This is a genomic window from Xanthomonas sp. SHU 308, from assembly GCF_000364645.1.
Classification (GTDB): Bacteria; Pseudomonadota; Gammaproteobacteria; order Xanthomonadales; family Xanthomonadaceae; genus Xanthomonas_A; species Xanthomonas_A sontii.
Genome location: NZ_AQOK01000005.1, coordinates 1 through 15,432 on the forward strand (window position 1 = coordinate 1; position 15,432 = coordinate 15,432).

Sequence of the window (15,432 nt, forward strand, 5' to 3'; positions counted from 1 at the left end):
CGATCTCGGCGACCAGGGCCGCGGCAGCCGCGTCGGTGCCGACCGAACCGCTCAGCACGTCCAGCCCGGGTTCGTCGCGGTGGCGATCGCGCAGCGCGGCCAGGCGGGCGCGGTCGCGCGCCACCGCCAGCACCGGGCTACCGGCCTCCAGCAATGCCTGGACCACGCCCTGCCCGACCGTGCCGCTGCCGCCGAGGACCAGGACCTCGGGGGCCAACGTCCCGCTCACGGGACTTTTCCTCCCGCGGACGGGACAATCGCGATTCGCCCCAGCCGGTCGGTGCCGGACGCGCCCAGGCGCAGGCTGCTGCCGCCCTGCCGCCGCGGCGGCGGCGTGAACTCGCGAAACGCCCTCGGATAAAGGGATTGCGCCGTCGCCACCGGCGCGGAACGGCGCCGCAGCTGGCGATCGGGGCAGGCGAAAAACTGGAACAGCGTGCGCATCGACATGGGCAAAGCTCGTCGGGGATGGCGAATGCGGACAAATTAGGCGCCAAAGCCGCACTTGATTAGTCCGAATTAAGGGGAATAATCGTCCCGCTATCGGTCCAATCGTCTCCACCTCAAGGAACCGCCATGAGCCACGATCTGAACGACACCCTGATCTTCGTCAAGGTGGTCGAGCAAGGCAGCTTCATCGCCGCGGCCAATGCCCTCGGCCTGCCCAAGACCACCGTCAGCCGCAAGGTGCAGGACCTGGAGGCACGGCTGGGCGCGCGCCTGCTGCACCGGACCACGCGCCGGCTCGGGCTGACCGAGGCCGGCGCGGTCTACCACGAGCATTGCCAGCGCATCGCCCGCGAACTGGAGGAAGCCGAGAGCGCGGTGGGCCAGCTGCAGGCCGGCCCGCGCGGCTGGCTGCGCTTCAGCGTGCCCTATTCGGCCGGCATCTCGTGGGTGGCGCCGATCCTGGGCGAATTCCACCGCCAGCACCCGGAGGTGCGCCTGGAGATGATCATGACCAGCGACAAGGTCGACCCGATCGCCGAAGGCGTGGACGTGGCCCTGCACATGGGCACGCTGCCGGATTCGACCATGGTCGCGCGCAAGCTCGCCACCTTCCGCACCCAGGTCTTCGCCAGCCCGTATTACATCGAGCGCCATGGCGAACCGCTGCATCCGGACGACCTGCAGCACCACCGCACGCTGGCGCTGAGCAACGGCCGCGGCGGCGGCACCCGGCTGTGCTGGCCGCTGCGCAACGGCAAGCAGAGCGGCGAATTCCTGGTCCAGCCGATCCTGCTGGCCAACGATTCGGCGGCACTGATCGGCGGCCTGGTCTGCGGCGAAGGCCTGGTGCTGGCCAGCGACGCGACGATCAAGCCGCTGATCGAGGCCGGCAAGGCGCGGCGCGTGCTCGGCGGCTGGGTCGGGCCGGACCTGGACTTCAACGCGGTGTTCCCGGGCGGGCGCATGCTCTCGCCGAAGGTGCGCGCCTTCGTCGACTTCCTGGTCGACAAGCTCAACTTCGACGTCAGCTACATGATGGCGCAGTGCCCGGCCAAGCTGGCCACGCAGCAGGCCGAGGACGGCGCGGAGTTCACCCTGTGCAGCGGCGTGGCGATGAACACGCAGTCGCTGGCCAGCCTGCCGCGCGTCGCAGCCACACCGGCGCCGGTGCCGGCGGCGCTGGAGACGGAAGCCGAGGACGAAGAGGACGCGGCACTGGTCTGAGCCGCGCCGCGCACAACGCGTCGCAGCAGCAGCGCAAAAACGCGAACGGGCCGCAGTGCGGCCCGTTCGTCGTTGCGGTCGGCGGATCGGATCGGTCAGCCGGCCGAGGCGCGCAGCGGCACCACGCGGATCTCCACGCGGCGGTTCTGCGCGCGACCGGCCTCGGTGCTGTTGTCGGCGATCGGGTACTTCTTGCCCGCGCCCAGGGTCTGGATGCGCTCGGGCTGCACGCCCTGCGCGGTCAGGTAGGCGGCCACCGAGGACGCGCGCTGTTCGGACAGACGCTGGTTGACCGCATCGCTGCCGATGCTGTCGGTGTGGCCGACCACCTCGATCATGGTCTGGTTGTATTCGCCCAGGGTCTGGGCCACGCCGTTGAGCGCCGAATAGAACTGCGGCTTGAGCGTGGACTGGTTGAAGTCGAAGGTGATGCCGTCGGGCAGGTTGAGGGTGATGTTGTCGCCGTCGCGGCGCACGTCGATACCGGTGTTGGCGGTGCGCTCGCGCAGCGCGCGTTCCTGCCGATCCTGGTAGTTGCCGATCGCCGCGCCGCTGAGCGCGCCGATGCCGGCGCCGATCATCGCGTGCTGGCGGCGCTCGGTGGCGCTGCTGCCGCTGAGCAGGCCGGCGGCGACGCCGACCGCGGTGCCGATCAGCGCGCCGCGGCCGGTACGGTTCTGCTGCTCGGTGGGATTGCCGTACTGGTCGCGCTGCACGTAGGAGCCGCCGGTGGCGCAGGCGGACAGCACCAGCGCACTGGCCAGGGCCACGGACACGCCGCGAAGGGTGGTCGTTTTCATCATGTTCTCTCCGAACCTGGTTTGACGTGGCCGCAGCATAAACAGGGCCACGCGAGGCGCGGATGAACGCAGCCCGGCGCGCGATGCGCCCGGTTCAGGAAGACGGCAGCAGGTCTTCGGCGTCGGCCGCGCGCAGCGGCTGCTCCCAATCGCCCATCAGCGCCAGGTACAGCAGTTTTTCGAATTCGGCGCCGACCCGCCGCATCACCGCGTCCGGATCGGGAATCAGCCGCGCATCGCCGATCAGGCCGAAGTGCACGCGGTGGTTGTAGCTCATGATCGACACGCCGACACCGATCGAGCCGGTCTGCGGCACCCAGAACATCATCTCGCGCACGCGGCTGCCGGCCAGGTACAGCGGCTGCTGCGGCCCCGGCACGTTGGTCGCCACGGTGGTGGCCTTGCGGCTGAACAGGTCCAGCGCCGCCGACTGCAGCGCCGCCGGCGCCATGCCCACCGCCGCGAGCAGGCCGAACACCACCATCGCCTGCCGCGACTGCTTGAGCTGCTGCATCGACTCGGCCACGCACTGCAGGCGCCGCACCGGATTGGCCTCGCCCACCGGCAGGTCCAGGAACACCAGGCCGAAGTGGTTGCCGAGCTTGCGCGCGTGCTCCAGCGGGCGCAGGTTGACCGGCACGGTGGCGCGCAGGGTCACCCCGTCCAGGCGTTCGCCGCGTTCGAGCATGTAATCGCGCAAGGCGCCGGCCATGGTCGCCATCAGCACGTCGTTGACCGTGCAGTCGCAGGCGCGGCCCACCGCCTTGACCTCGTCCAGATCCAGCGGCTCGGCCCAGGCCACGCGCTTGCTGACGCCGAGGCGGCCGCGCAGCAGCGTCGGCGGATCGTCGGCCAGCAGCAGCGCATTGACCAGTTCGCGGCCGATCAGCCCGCCTTCGCGCGCCAGCATCTGCGGCAGGTTCGGGTCCTGCGCCATCGCCCGGCCCTTGTCGAGCATGCGCCCGCCGAGCTTGAGGTAGCGGTCCACCGCGCCGACCCGGCGCACCACCTCCTTGCCGTCGTCCTTGAGCCAGGCGCGCCCGAGCTGCGCCGACGGCTCCGGGGTGCGCTGGGTATCGGTCAGCGACAGCAGCACCTGCACCAGCGCGATGCCGTCGGCATAGCTGTGGTGGATGCGCGCCACCAGCGCAGAGCCGCCTTCGTAGCGCTCGATCAGGTGGAACTGCCACAGCGGCTTGGTCTTGTCCAAGGGCGTGGAGGCCATCTGCCCGGCGAAGCGCTCCAGCGCCTTCTTCTGCCCGCGCCCGGGCAAGGCCGAAAGACGCACGTGCCAGTCCAGATCGAAATCGTCGTCGCGCTGCCAGTAGGCGCCGGTGGCGGTCTCCACCGGCTTTTGCAGGAACCGCGGGAAGGCCAGGAAGCGCTTGCGCACCAGTTGCTTGAGCGCAGGCAGGGTCAGCGGCTCGTCGAACATCAGCACGCCGGTGATCATCATCGGATTGGTCGGCCGGTCCATCCGCAACCAGGCGGTGTCCACGCGCGACATCGGTTCGCGCTGCGGCTTGCGGCGAGCTGAGCTGGTGGCCATGCGGGCTCCTGTCCGAGCCCGGAGTGAATCATGGCCCCGCGAAGGGCGTCAATCGCGCCTGCGGCCGTGCTGCGCCGCGCAACACCGCGCCCGTGCTCAGCCGGCGGCGGTCTCGCGATAGGCGGCCAGCGCCGCATCGCGGCCGGCGGCCAGGTCCACGATCGGCTGCGGCGGATACTGCGGGGCGGCGTGCGCCAGTCGCTGCGGCGCCTGCCAGGGCGCAAAGCGGTCGGCCACCGGCAGCGCCGCCAGTTCCGGCACCCAACGCGCGATGTACTCGCCCTTCGGATCGAACTTCTGCGCCTGGGTCACCGGGTTGAACACGCGGAAATACGGCGCGGCATCGGCGCCGGTGCCGGCCACCCACTGCCAGCCCAGGGTGTTGTTGGCCAGGTCGGCATCGACCAGGGTGTCCCAGAACCAGCGTGCGCCTTCGGACCAATGCACGCGCAGGTGCTTGCACAGGTAGCTGGCGACGATCATGCGCACGCGGTTGTGCATCCAGCCGGTGTGCCACAGCTCGCGCAGGCCGGCATCGACGATCGGCACGCCGGTGCGTCCGCGCTGCCAGGCGTGCAATGTCGCCGCATCGGGCCTGGCCCAGCGAAAGCGCTCGAAGCGCGGATTGAGGTTGCGCTCGGGCGTGTCCGGGAAATGGTGCAGCAGGTGGTGGGCGAAATCGCGCCAGCCCAGTTGGCGGATGTAACCGTCGATGGCCGCGGCAGTGGCGGCACGGCGATGGCGCTCCAGGGTGGCGACGATGCGCCACGGCGCGATCTCGCCGAAATGCAGGTGCGGCGACAGCCGCGAGGTGCCGACCTGGTCCGGGCGGTCGCGGCCGTCGAGATAGTCGCGCAGCGCGCCGTCGACGAACACGTCCAGCGCCTCGTGTGCGCCCGCCTCGCCCGGCTGCCAGACCTCCCAGAAGCCGCGATCCCAGTCCAGCGCCGGCGCCAGGCCGAGTCGTTCCAGCGGCAGGCTGTCCAGATCCTTGGGCGGCGCTGGCAGCGCCTTCGGCGCGGCCTGCAACGCGGGCACCTGCCAATGGCTCAAGGCGCTGCGCCAGAACGGGGTGAACACCTTGTACGGGCCGCCTTGCTGCGTCGCCAGTTGCCAGGGTTCGAACAGCAGCGCGCTGTTGTGGCTGTGCACCTCCAGGCCCTGTTCGCGCAGTTCGCGCTTGAGCCGCGCATCGCGCGGCTGCGTGGCCGGCTCGTAGCGGCGGTTCCAGTACACCGCCACCGCGCCGCAGTCGGCGATCACCTGGCGCAAGGCGACCTCGGCCGGGCCCTGGCGCAGGATCAGGCGCGAACCGCGCGCGCGCAGTTGCGCGTCCAGCGCTGCCAGCGAGCGCTGCAGCCAACTGCGCGAAGCCGCGCCGGCGGCCCATGCGCCCTCGTCTTCCGGGCTGTGCAGATACACCGGCACCGGCGTATGCCCGGCATCCAGAGCGGCCTGCAAGGCAGGTTGATCGTGCAGGCGCAGGTCGCGCCGGAACCAGACGATGGCGTAGCTCATGCGAAGGGACGCAGCGAAGGACGCGCCATGATACGGATCGGGTGCAGCGGCCAGGTGAGCATGCGGCGCGAGTCGCACGTGCTTCGACACCGCCGATCCTGGCGCAGCAAGTGACGCGCTGGCCGGATTTCGTAGACATCGCCGCGCGCCGCGCACGCGCGCCTCGTCCGCCCTGCTATAACGCCGTGGCGGGCGCCGTCATGTCGAAACGGCGCCGCGACCGCTGCTGATGGATGACGTTCCGGGGAAGGACGTCATTCGTGCTTTCGCTGCACCGCGCACGACATGGCCAAGGCCGTCTCGCGCGCACGGGGAACATCCGCCATCGCTTCTGCGACCTCACGGCCACCACGGCCGGCGAGCGCGGCTGCGTGCGCCCCGAACCGCCCTCGCCCGGACCTGCATCGACAGGGCCGCGACGCGCTGCGGGCAGCCAACGGCGCAGCACGGCCACGCCCATCGCCGACATCCGCAATGATTTCAGGAGAGCAAGACCCATGGACAAGCGCATCGCAAAAGCCGCCCTCACCCTCGCACTGAGCCTCGCCGCCCCGCTGGCAATGGCGTGCGAGCCCGAACCCGGGCTGCAGCAGAACGAAGTCTTGCAAGGCGACGCCGAAGCGTCGTGTGGCGGCGGTGGTGGCGGCGGCAGCACGCCGGTCTACACGCTGCAGGGGGTGATCCAGAACCAGGGCTACGAGTCCGACGGACGTCCGGCCGGCGGCAAGCGCCTGAAGATCCGCGCGTACTCGCGCTTCGCCAACGCCAACAACGACCGCGTCGATGCCAACTACATCAACGTGCGCTGCAACGCCTACGATCAGATCGGCAACGGCTACACCACCGACTACGACGAGGAAGGCAACGGCGCGCTGGTCGACGTGCACTTCAAGTCGAACTTCGTCTACGGCATCTATCGCAAGATCACCGTGGTCTGCACCCACCACGCCGAGTACGGCGCCAATACCTACGACGCCACCAGCAACGCCGAGATCGAGATTCCCTACTGATCGCTGCGTCGCGCCCTCAAGCCGGCGCCCGGAACGTACCGGGCGCCGCACTCGCAAGATGATGTGCGCGTAGCGCGCAGGCTTACTCGAATGCGCCCACCGAGTCGTGGGCGAGATTGTCGAAGCGGGTGTATTCGCCGAAGAACTTGAGCTTGCACGACCCGGTCGGGCCGCCGCGGTGCTTGCCGATGATGATTTCGGCCAGGCCCTTGTCCGGCGAATTTTCCTTGTTGTAGTAGTCGTCGCGGTAGATGAACACGATCATGTCCGCGTCCTGCTCGATCGCGCCCGATTCTCGCAGGTCGGCCATCACCGGGCGCTTGTCGGTGCGGGTTTCCAGCGAGCGGTTGAGCTGCGACAACGCGATCACCGGCACGCCGAGTTCCTTGGCCAGGCCCTTGAGCGAGCGCGAGATCTCCGAGATCTCGGTGGCGCGGTTCTCGCTGTTGCCGGGCACCGACATCAGCTGCAGGTAGTCGATCACGATCAGGCCCAGGTCGTGCTCGCGCTTGAGCCGGCGCGCCTTGGAGCGCAGCACTTCCGGCGACACGCCCGGCGTGTCGTCGATGAAGATCTTGGTCTCCTTGAGCATCTTGATCGCGCCGGTGACCCGCGCCCAGTCCTCGTCCTCGAGCTGACCGGTGCGCAGGCGCTGCGCGTTGATGCGGCCGTTGGAGGAGATCAGGCGCATCGCCAGCTGCGAGGCCGACATTTCCATCGAGAACACCGCCACCGCCTTCTTCGACTTGATCGCCGCGTATTCGGCGATGTTCAGCGCGAAGGTGGTCTTGCCCATCGCCGGACGCGCGGCGAGGATGATCAGGTCGGTCGGCTGCAGGCCGGCGGTCATCGCGTCGAAGTCGTTGTAGCCGGTCGGCAGGCCGGTGATGTTGCCGCCGTTCTCGAAGCGGTTGCGCAGTTCCTCGAACGCGTCCTTCAACGCGCCGGGCATCGCCACGAAGTCGCTGCGTCCGCGCGCGCCGGCCTCGGCGATCTGGAACACCGCCTTTTCCGCCGACGCCAGCAGTTCCGAACTCTCGCGCCCTTCCGGCTGGAAGCCGTCGTTGACGATGGTGGTGCCGACCTCGATCAACTGCCGCAGCACCGCCTTGTCGCGGACGATCTCGGCGTAGGCGACGATGTTGGCGGCCGAGGGCGTGGTGCTGGCCAGTTCGATCAGGTAGGCGCCGTCGCCGACCATCTCCAGCTTGCCCTGCGATTCGAACCACTCGCCCAGGGTCACCGCGTCGAACGGGCGCCCCTTCTCGGCCAGCTCGCGAATCGCGCGGTAGATCAACTGGTGATCGCGCCGGTAGAAATCATTTTCGGTCAACTGATCGTTGACCCGATCGTAGGCGTCCGGTGCCAGCATCAGGCCGCCGAGCACGGCCTGTTCGGCCTCGATCGAGTGCGGCGGCACGCGCAACTGGTCGAGACGCGGCTCGCTGCGTTCACTGCGCTCGCTTTTGCGATCGCCGCGGTAGCCGGGACGGGCGGACATAGGCAGGGTCTTCTCTGTGGGGCGCGGGCGCCGGGCGCGGCCTCACCGCGGCCCGGGCAACGATTTTAGTCGCCGCGCCCGGCCGGGGCTAGGGCGACGCTCAACACAGGGCGCCTGCCTGAGCGGCGGCACCTGCGTCGCCACGCCTCGCCAGAGGCTGGGGACAAGTCTGGGGACAAGCGGTTGAGAACCTCGCCGAGACCGCGTCGCACAAGGGCCGCCCTGCCCCATCCGCGCACCACGGCACGCGCCGCGATGGCGCTTCAGGCCTGCAGTTCGTCGATCCAGGCGATGAACTTGTCGACGAAGCCGGCGAGGAACTTGCGCGTGCGCTCGTCGTCGATCGCGCCGTCCTCGGCGATCAGGCCCTCCTTGAACTGCAGAAAGATCTCCGGCTGCCCCAGCACCGGCATGTCCAGGTAAGCCAGCACGTTGCGCAGGTGCTGTTGCGCCAGAGCGGTGCCGATCGCCCCCGGCGAGGTCCCGCACACCGCGGCCGGCTTGCCGGCGAAGGCGCTCTCGCCGTACGGCCGCGAGCCGAGGTCGATGGCGTTCTTGAGCACACCGGGGATGGAACGGTTGTATTCGGGGGTGACGAACAGCACCGCGTCGGCGCCGCTGACCTGCGTCTTCAGGCGCCGGCCCTGTGCCGGATAGTCGTGGTCGTGGTCCTGGTTGTACAGCGGCAGGTCGCCGATCTCGACGTACTCGAAACGGGCTCGGTCGCCCGCAAGTCGCTCCAGCGCGTGCGCCAGACGCCGGTTGAACGATTCCTTGCGCAGGCTGCCGACGAACACGGCGATGCGGTACTGGCTCATGGCGTTACTCCTGACCGAATGGACCTGCAGGCTAGCCGCCGGCGCGCGGCAGTCAGGTGAACGCCGTTGACGTCCCGGTCTGCGCCAAACGTGCCTGCACGTCCTCCGGCAGCGGCGGCAGCGCCACGAAACCCGGCGTCGCGCGCACCCGCTGCAGCCAGTCGCACAGCGCCGGATACTGGGTCAGCGCGATGCCGGCATCGCCGGCGCAATGCGTATAGGCGAACAACGCGATATCGGCGATGCCGTAGGCCGGCCCGGTGAACCAGGCCTGCGCCTGCAGGTGCTGCTCCATCACCGCCAGCGCCCGCAGCGCGCCCTCGCGCAGGCGTGGCAGTTCGGCACGGCGCGGCGAGTCGGGCGGCGTCCAGCCACAGACGAAGCGCGCCACCGCCACATAGGGTTCGTGGCTGTACTGCTCGAAGAACAGCCAGCTCAGCGCCTGCGCGCGCTGCCAGGGATCGGCGGGCAGATACCCGGTGCCCTCGGCCAGCCAGCACAGGATGGCGTTGGATTCGGCCAGCACGCGCCCGTCCTCGCGTTCCAGCAGCGGCACCTTGCCGTTGGGATTCTTGGCCAGGAACGCCGGGGTGCGGGTCTGGCCGTTGGCGCTGTCGACCTCGACCCAGCGGTAGCCGCAACCGAGCTGGTCCAGCAACAGCCGCACCTTGTAGCAATTGCCGGACAGCGCCATGCCGTACACGGTCAGGGGAAAACGTTCGGATGCCATGTGCTGCTCCTGTGTCGAATGCTGCCGTCGTCGTGGCTCAGCGCCGCGCCTGCCACTGCGCGCGCGACTGGCCCCACACTTCCACCTCGAACGCCTGCAGCGGCTCGGGCAGGCGGTCCTGGCGCAGGTAGCGCGAGCCTAGCTTGGCCGCCACCGCCTTGGAGTTGGCGTTGTCCGGCACGATGGTGTGGATCACCTCCGTCCAGCCCAACTGCGCGAACGCCCAGTCAATCGACGCCGTGGCTGCCTCCGGCGCATAGCCCTGGCCCCAGAACGCGCGGGCGATGCCCCAGCCGACCTCCGGACCCGGCCAGCCGTGCGGCTGCCAGGGACCGACCCGGCCGATCCACTGCCCGCTGCGCTTCTCGATCACCGAGAACATCGCAAATCCCTGCAACTGCCAGCTGCCGACCAGCGAGGTCAGGCTGCGCCAGACCACCGATGGCGCCTGCACGCCGCCAAGGTGATGCATGGTCTCGGCGTCGGCGGAAAAGGCGCAGAACGCCGCGAAATCCTCGGCAGTGGGCGGGCGCAGCACCAGGCGCTCGGTTTCCACGCGCACATCGAAGACGCTCATCGTCGGTTCTCCTGTGAACAGGCCCGCAGCCGGCCGCGGGCGATGGCTTCAAAACGCATTGATGCCGGTCAGTTCGCGGCCGACCACCAGTTGGTGCACGGTCTCGGTGCCCTCGTAGGTGATCACCGATTCCAGGTTCAGCGCATGCCGGATCGCGCCGTAGTCGGTGGTGATGCCGGCGCCGCCGAGCAGGTCGCGGCACTCCCGCGCGATGTCCAGCGCCATGCGCACGTTGTTCCACTTGGCCAGCGACACCTGCGCCGGCTGCAGCATGCCGGCGTCCTTGAGCCGGCCCAGTTGCAGCGCCAGCAACTGGGCGCTGGCGATGCGCCGTGCCATGTCGGCCAGCTTGATCTGCGCGCTCTGCGTCGCCGCCAGTGGCCGCCCGAACAGCATGCGCTCGCCGGCATAGGCCAGCGCCTCGCGCAGGCAGGCGATGGCCGCGCCGATCGCGCCCCAGCTGATGCCGTAGCGGGCCTGGGTCAGGCAGCCCAGCGGCGCCTTCAAGCCGCGCACGCCGGGCAGGCGCTGGCTGTCGGGCAGGCGCACGTCGTCGAAGAACAGCGCCGAGGTCACCGAGGCGCGCAGGCTCATCTTGTGCGCGATGCCCTGGGTGCCGAAGCCCGGGGTGCCGGCCTCGACCAGGAAACCCTGGATGCCATCGTCGGTCTGTGCCCACACGATCGCCACGTCGGCGATGCTGCCGTTGGTGATCCACATCTTGCTGCCGCTCAGGCGCCAACCGTCGCCGTCGCGCACCGCACGGGTCTGCATCGCCGCCGGGTCGGAGCCGCCCTGGGACTCGGTCAGGCCGAAGCAGCCGATCGCCGTGCCGGCGGCCATCGCCGGCAACCAGCGCTGGCGTTGCGCGTCGCTGCCATAGGCATGGATCGGGTACATGCATAGCGAGGACTGCACGCTGACGAAGCTGCGCAGGCCGCTGTCGCCGCGCTCCAGTTCCTGACAGATCAGGCCGTAGCAGACCGCGTTGAGGCCGCCACCGCCTTGCCCGGCGGGCAGGCTGGCGCCGAGCAGCCCCAGTTGCGCCAGTTCCGGCACCAGTTCGCGCGGGAACCGCGCCTGGTCGAAGGCGTCGCCGATCACTGGCAACACCTTGGCATCGACGAAGCGCGCCACCGCCTGCTGGATCGCGCGCTCCTCCTCGCTGAGCAGCGCGGCTACGTTGAACAGGTCGTCGCAAGGCAGGGGCATGGCGGCATCCACGGCGAAAACCGCATTGTATCGGCCCCGCCCGCGCCGCCGCCCGCAGATAGACGAAGGCCGGCGCAAGCGCCGGCCTTCGGAGGTGCAACCGCGCTGCGACTCAGCGCTGGCTGACGGCGACGTCGCCGGCCGAGGCGGTCTGGGTGACCAGGCGGCCGTCCAACACCGGCAGGCGGTCGCTGTTCGGGCGGTCGTCCATGCGCACGGTCTTTTCCTGGCCGTCGTAACGGTAGGTCACGTCATAGCCCTTGACCACGTCCTGCGTGCCCATGGCGATGCGGCTGCCCGGCTTGCTGTCCATGCGCATGGTGCCGGTGGTGCCGTCGTCGTTGCGGTAGGTCACGTTGTAGCCGGTGATGGTCGAGGACTGCGCGGTGCTGTTCTCGGTGTGGCACTGGCGCTCGGTACGGTCGACCACGCGGCCGCCGACGTGGTTCTGGTCGATGCGGTTGCCGATGAAGCCACCGGCCACCGCGCCGGCCGCGGTCGCGGCCTTGCGGCCGTTGCCATGGCCGATCTGGTTGCCGAGCAGGCCGCCGACCACCGCGCCGACCACGGTGCCGCCGACATTGCCGTCGCGCTCGGGCAGGCGCTCCTGCACCACCACGTCGTTGCACACCTGGCGCGGCGTGGTGGTGGTGGAGGTCTGGCGCAGCGGCTCGGTGCCGATCACCTCGGCGTAGCGCTGCTGCTTCTGGGTGATGGGGTCGACCCGGACCACGTCGGCGTACTCGAGCTTGCCGCCGACGCTGTTGTCCATCGCGCTGTCGCCGCGGGTATTGTCCAGGGCCGGGCGCACATCGCCGCTGGCGACGTCCACGGGTTTGTCGCGATTGTTCATGAAGGCCGCGGTGGCGACGCCGCCGACCAGCAAGGCGCCAGCCGCGACCAGAACGGTTGTCGTAGTGCTTTTCATGTGTGCTCTCCTGCGGGCTGACCGCGTTGTGTACGGTGCTGTGATTACCATGCCGAAGCTGAACCGATCCGCTCCCTATTCAGTAACGCGGCGTACACGCAACTGGTAACGCCCCCGGAACGTCGCCATATCAAAGCTGTTAGCGTTTCCACCGCTTCCCCGGAGCACCTGACATGCCCAACCCGATCGTCTATCCGCTGCTGCGCTGGGCGGGCAAATTGCGCTACCCGACGCTGTTCAAGATCACCGCCGGGCTGTTCGTGCTGAGCGTGCTGCTGCCCGATCCGGTGCCCTTCATCGACGAGATCGTGTTCGGCCTGGGCACCCTGCTGCTGGCCAACTGGAAGACCCGCACCCCGGCGCCGGCCACCGAGCCGCTGAACTCGACCGCGCAACGCGCGCGCCGCTGAGCGCCGATGCCGTTGATCGACAGCCACTGCCACCTGGACGCGGAGGAGTTCGATCCGGACCGCGACGCGGTGATCGCGCGCGCGCAGGCGGCGGGCGTGCAGGCGCAGGTGGTGCCGGCGGTGACCGCGGCGTCCTGGGCGAAGCTGCGTGCGGTCTGCGCGGCCGCGCCCGGCCTGTATCCGGCGTATGGCCTGCATCCGCTGTTTCTGGCCGAGCACCGGCCCGAGCACCTGCCCTTGCTCGGCGAGTGGATCGAACGCGAGCGTCCCTGCGCGATCGGCGAATGCGGCCTGGACTTCTTCGTCGAAGGCTTGGACGAAGCCGAGCAGCAGCGCTACTTCGCCGGCCAGCTGCAACTGGCACGAGAGTTCGACCTGCCGGTGATCGTGCATGCGCGGCGCGCGGTGGACGCGGTGATCCTGGCGATCCGCAAGGTCGGGCGCCTGCGTGGCGTGGTGCACAGTTTCGCCGGCAGCGCCGAGCAGGCGGCACAGTTGCAGTCGCTGGATTTCCTGATCGGCCTGGGCGGGCCGGTCACCTACGCACGGGCGCAGCGCCTGCGCCGGCTCGCCGCCACGGTGCCGTTGCAACAACTGCTGCTGGAAACCGATGCGCCGGACCAGCCCGATGCCGCGATCCGCGGCCAGCGCAACGAACCGGCGCGGCTGCGCACGGTGCTGGACACCATTGCCGCGCTGCGCGACGCACCTGCCGACTCCATCGCCGCGCAGACCACGGCCAATGCGCGGCGCTTGTTCGGCCTGCCCGACGTGCTTCCCGACGCAGCCGCGCCGGGCTGACGCAGGACTGTCGCGCAGACACAGCGCACACCGCTCGCCGGCGTGGCGGCGCCCCGTGCAAGCGCCGCTCGGCACACAGGCACGCAGCTCCACGCTGCAGCAATCCGCGCGAACGTCGCTTGCCGCGCATCTTTCGTACGAAACTGTGAACTGGGCTACCGGATCACGGTCTTTCGACAGGGTTTCCGCCTGCTGGCTTCTGCTACTGTGCACCGCGCTGAACGGCGAGCGGATCTTTTGTCCGCCAGGCACCGGAGTGTGAACCCGTTCGCTCTCAGCAAAAGGCTCGGCGGCCGGCTCGATGGCACGCGTTCTGGCAGATCGGATCATCCTGGCGTGAAACAACCGGCAAGCCGTATCCCCTACCCGCTTCTCCACAGCGCGCGGCGCACGCGTGCGATCGCCTCCTCCGCGGCCGCCCCGGCGCGAGCGGAGCCATCGCGCATGCGAGCGCCACGACGATGAAAAGCGGTGCGAGTTCGGAGAAACACGTCTCCAACGGCGAAAGCTGGGTCTCCCTGAAATTCCGCGACAGCAATCGCAGCCGCAAGATGCGCAGCACCCTGACCCTGGCCGGGGTCTCGTGCACCACGCTCGGCGCCTTGTGGACCGTGTGCTACCTGTACTACGGCCGGCCGGAACTGGCGCTCGCCTTCGTCGGGCTCACGGCGGTCGGCCTGCTCGCGCTGTGCCGCCGCCGCCATTGCGACGAGGCCTCGTTGTCGCTGGTGGCGCATGGCGTGTTCGTGGTGGTGCTGGTGATCTCGTTCATCGATGCGCCGATCGGCACGGTGCCGCGCTCGGTGCACACCTTCTTCCTGCCGCTGGCGGCCGGCGCGCTGTTCGTGTTCGACCGCAGCCGCCGCTACCGCGCGCTGGTGTTCCCGCTGGCATGCCTGGGCGCCTTCGTCGCGTTCGGTTCGGGCGAACTGGACTGGCTGACGCCGGCGTCCTCGCCACCGCTGGGGATGCGCCGGCTCGGCGCGATCTCCAACATGGCCTGCGCGGCCGGCCTGCTCGCGGCGATCCTGCACATCTACCGCAACGACGTGAACGCGCGCATTTCGCTGGAGCGGGAACTGGCGCGTGCAGTCGGCAACGGCGAGATCGAGGTGCTGTACCAGCCGCAGGTGAACGCGAACGGCAGCATGCTCGGCGCCGAGGCGCTGGTGCGCTGGCGCCATCCCAGCGGCAAGCTGCTGACCCCGGACAAATTCATCCCGCTGGCCGAAGAGAGCCAGCTGATCCGGGACGTGGGACTGGAAGTGCTGCGTCAGGCCTGCAGCACGCTGCGGCGCTGGTCGCACGAGCAGGATCTGCGTGCGCTGGTGGTCGCGGTGAACGTCAGCCCGGTGCAGTTGCTCGATCCCAACTTCGTGGCGTCGGTGAAGCAGGTGATCACCAGCGAGGGCGTGGCGCCGGCGTCGCTGGAATTCGAACTGACCGAATCGGCGCTGTACGTGGACACCGCCGGGGTGCGCGCCAAGATGCACGAACTCAAGGCGTTCGGCATCGGCTGGGCGCTGGACGATTTCGGCACCGGCTTCTCGTCGCTGGCCATGCTCAGGACGCTGCCGGTCACCAAGCTCAAGATCGACCGGCAGTTCGTCAACGACGCCAAGGCCGACGAGTCCTCGCGGCGCCTGCTGGCCAAGATCGTGGAGATCTCGGAGGTGATGGGCATGGTCGCGCTCGCCGAAGGCATCGAGGATGCGCAGCAGTGCGAGATGCTTTCGGCGATGGGTTGCCGGCACTTCCAGGGCTTCCTGTTCGGCCGGCCGCAGCCGGCGCACGACCTGGAACGGCTGGCCTTCCTGCAGGCCGGCACCGAGCGCAACCTGATGAGCGGCGCGGCCACGCGCGCCCCGGACGCGCCGCCGCCGTCCAGCGCGCGCTAGGCGGCA

Annotated in this window: 16 protein-coding genes; 5 read left to right on the plus strand and 11 right to left on the minus strand. The window is 69.4% G+C overall.

All coding sequences use genetic code 11. The features are described 5' to 3' along the window. Nucleotides 1-229: NAD-dependent epimerase/dehydratase family protein (locus D588_RS23705; protein WP_043082831.1), on the minus strand; the 229-nt coding region annotated here is incomplete at its 3' end. Further along, nucleotides 226-450, minus strand: coding sequence for a hypothetical protein (locus D588_RS0100230; protein WP_017912790.1), 225 nt, complete (start codon nt 448-450; stop codon nt 226-228). The genes D588_RS0100230 and D588_RS23705, both read right to left, overlap by 4 nt. A 126-nt stretch (nt 451-576) precedes the next feature. On the opposite strand from D588_RS0100230, the gene D588_RS0100235 reads away from it, so the two are divergent. Beyond that, complete coding sequence (locus D588_RS0100235) at nt 577-1,674, plus strand: LysR family transcriptional regulator (RefSeq protein ID WP_017912791.1); 1,098 nt, start codon at nt 577-579, stop codon at nt 1,672-1,674. Between the two features lie 95 nt (nt 1,675-1,769). On the opposite strand, the gene D588_RS0100240 is transcribed toward D588_RS0100235, so the two are convergent. The 3 genes from D588_RS0100240 to D588_RS0100250 form a co-directional block, all read right to left on the minus strand. Continuing rightward, nucleotides 1,770-2,477: an OmpA family protein gene (locus D588_RS0100240; RefSeq protein WP_198526544.1), complete on the minus strand. Its 708-nt coding sequence runs from the start codon at nt 2,475-2,477 to the stop codon at nt 1,770-1,772. A gap of 91 nt (nt 2,478-2,568) precedes the next feature. Beyond that, nucleotides 2,569-4,023 (minus strand): wax ester/triacylglycerol synthase family O-acyltransferase, encoded by a 1,455-nt coding sequence (locus D588_RS0100245; RefSeq protein ID WP_017909015.1) that lies wholly within the window; start codon nt 4,021-4,023, stop codon nt 2,569-2,571. A 96-nt stretch (nt 4,024-4,119) separates the two neighbouring features. Further along, nucleotides 4,120-5,541, minus strand: a complete 1,422-nt coding sequence (locus tag D588_RS0100250; protein ID WP_017914562.1) for a deoxyribodipyrimidine photo-lyase — start codon at nt 5,539-5,541, stop codon at nt 4,120-4,122. Nucleotides 5,542-6,038: 497 nt separating this feature from the next. Between D588_RS0100250 and D588_RS0100255 the strand changes: the two genes are divergently transcribed. Further along, nucleotides 6,039-6,551 (plus strand): hypothetical protein, encoded by a 513-nt coding sequence (locus tag D588_RS0100255; RefSeq protein ID WP_017909017.1) that lies wholly within the window; start codon nt 6,039-6,041, stop codon nt 6,549-6,551. 82 nt (nt 6,552-6,633) lie between these two features. Here the strand turns inward: D588_RS0100255 and D588_RS0100260 are convergent, their stop codons facing one another. The 6 genes from D588_RS0100260 to D588_RS0100285 form a co-directional block, all read right to left on the minus strand. Beyond that, nucleotides 6,634-8,052 (minus strand): replicative DNA helicase, encoded by a 1,419-nt coding sequence (locus D588_RS0100260; protein ID WP_017909018.1) that lies wholly within the window; start codon nt 8,050-8,052, stop codon nt 6,634-6,636. A 263-nt stretch (nt 8,053-8,315) separates the two neighbouring features. Next, a complete protein-coding gene (locus D588_RS0100265) occupies nt 8,316-8,870 on the minus strand; it encodes an NADPH-dependent FMN reductase (protein WP_017909019.1) in 555 nt (184 codons plus the stop codon). Between the two features lie 52 nt (nt 8,871-8,922). Beyond that, nucleotides 8,923-9,600: a glutathione S-transferase family protein gene (locus D588_RS0100270; protein WP_017912796.1), complete on the minus strand. Its 678-nt coding sequence runs from the start codon at nt 9,598-9,600 to the stop codon at nt 8,923-8,925. Nucleotides 9,601-9,637: 37 nt separating this feature from the next. Continuing rightward, nucleotides 9,638-10,177, minus strand: coding sequence for a GNAT family N-acetyltransferase (locus D588_RS0100275; protein ID WP_017912797.1), 540 nt, complete (start codon nt 10,175-10,177; stop codon nt 9,638-9,640). Nucleotides 10,178-10,225: 48 nt separating this feature from the next. Further along, nucleotides 10,226-11,401 (minus strand): acyl-CoA dehydrogenase family protein, encoded by a 1,176-nt coding sequence (locus tag D588_RS0100280; RefSeq protein ID WP_017914563.1) that lies wholly within the window; start codon nt 11,399-11,401, stop codon nt 10,226-10,228. A gap of 100 nt (nt 11,402-11,501) precedes the next feature. Then, complete coding sequence (locus D588_RS0100285) at nt 11,502-12,317, minus strand: glycine zipper 2TM domain-containing protein (RefSeq protein ID WP_026143201.1); 816 nt, start codon at nt 12,315-12,317, stop codon at nt 11,502-11,504. 173 nt (nt 12,318-12,490) lie between these two features. On the opposite strand from D588_RS0100285, the gene D588_RS0100290 reads away from it, so the two are divergent. The 3 genes from D588_RS0100290 to D588_RS0100300 all read left to right on the plus strand — a co-directional run bounded on the left by D588_RS0100290 (nt 12,491) and on the right by D588_RS0100300 (nt 15,426). Further along, complete coding sequence (locus D588_RS0100290) at nt 12,491-12,727, plus strand: DUF6116 family protein (RefSeq protein WP_017909024.1); 237 nt, start codon at nt 12,491-12,493, stop codon at nt 12,725-12,727. 6 nt (nt 12,728-12,733) lie between these two features. Next, a complete protein-coding gene (locus D588_RS0100295; protein ID WP_026143202.1) occupies nt 12,734-13,528 on the plus strand; it encodes a TatD family hydrolase in 795 nt (264 codons plus the stop codon). A 461-nt stretch (nt 13,529-13,989) separates the two neighbouring features. Further along, a complete protein-coding gene (locus D588_RS0100300; RefSeq protein ID WP_017914564.1) occupies nt 13,990-15,426 on the plus strand; it encodes an EAL domain-containing protein in 1,437 nt (478 codons plus the stop codon). Nucleotides 15,427-15,432: the final 6 nt, after the last annotated feature.

Coding starts and splice junctions, on each gene's coding strand:
- D588_RS0100230 (WP_017912790.1), bottom strand. CDS start 450: ATGTCGATGCGCACGCTGTTCCAGTTTTTCGCCTGCCCCGATCGCCAG.
- D588_RS0100235 (WP_017912791.1), top strand. CDS start 577: ATGAGCCACGATCTGAACGACACCCTGATCTTCGTCAAGGTGGTCGAG.
- D588_RS0100240 (WP_198526544.1), bottom strand. CDS start 2,477: ATGATGAAAACGACCACCCTTCGCGGCGTGTCCGTGGCCCTGGCCAGT.
- D588_RS0100245 (WP_017909015.1), bottom strand. CDS start 4,023: ATGGCCACCAGCTCAGCTCGCCGCAAGCCGCAGCGCGAACCGATGTCG.
- D588_RS0100250 (WP_017914562.1), bottom strand. CDS start 5,541: ATGAGCTACGCCATCGTCTGGTTCCGGCGCGACCTGCGCCTGCACGAT.
- D588_RS0100255 (WP_017909017.1), top strand. CDS start 6,039: ATGGACAAGCGCATCGCAAAAGCCGCCCTCACCCTCGCACTGAGCCTC.
- D588_RS0100260 (WP_017909018.1), bottom strand. CDS start 8,052: ATGTCCGCCCGTCCCGGCTACCGCGGCGATCGCAAAAGCGAGCGCAGT.
- D588_RS0100265 (WP_017909019.1), bottom strand. CDS start 8,870: ATGAGCCAGTACCGCATCGCCGTGTTCGTCGGCAGCCTGCGCAAGGAA.
- D588_RS0100270 (WP_017912796.1), bottom strand. CDS start 9,600: ATGGCATCCGAACGTTTTCCCCTGACCGTGTACGGCATGGCGCTGTCC.
- D588_RS0100275 (WP_017912797.1), bottom strand. CDS start 10,177: ATGAGCGTCTTCGATGTGCGCGTGGAAACCGAGCGCCTGGTGCTGCGC.
- D588_RS0100285 (WP_026143201.1), bottom strand. CDS start 12,317: ATGAAAAGCACTACGACAACCGTTCTGGTCGCGGCTGGCGCCTTGCTG.
- D588_RS0100290 (WP_017909024.1), top strand. CDS start 12,491: ATGCCCAACCCGATCGTCTATCCGCTGCTGCGCTGGGCGGGCAAATTG.
- D588_RS0100295 (WP_026143202.1), top strand. CDS start 12,734: ATGCCGTTGATCGACAGCCACTGCCACCTGGACGCGGAGGAGTTCGAT.
- D588_RS0100300 (WP_017914564.1), top strand. CDS start 13,990: ATGAAAAGCGGTGCGAGTTCGGAGAAACACGTCTCCAACGGCGAAAGC.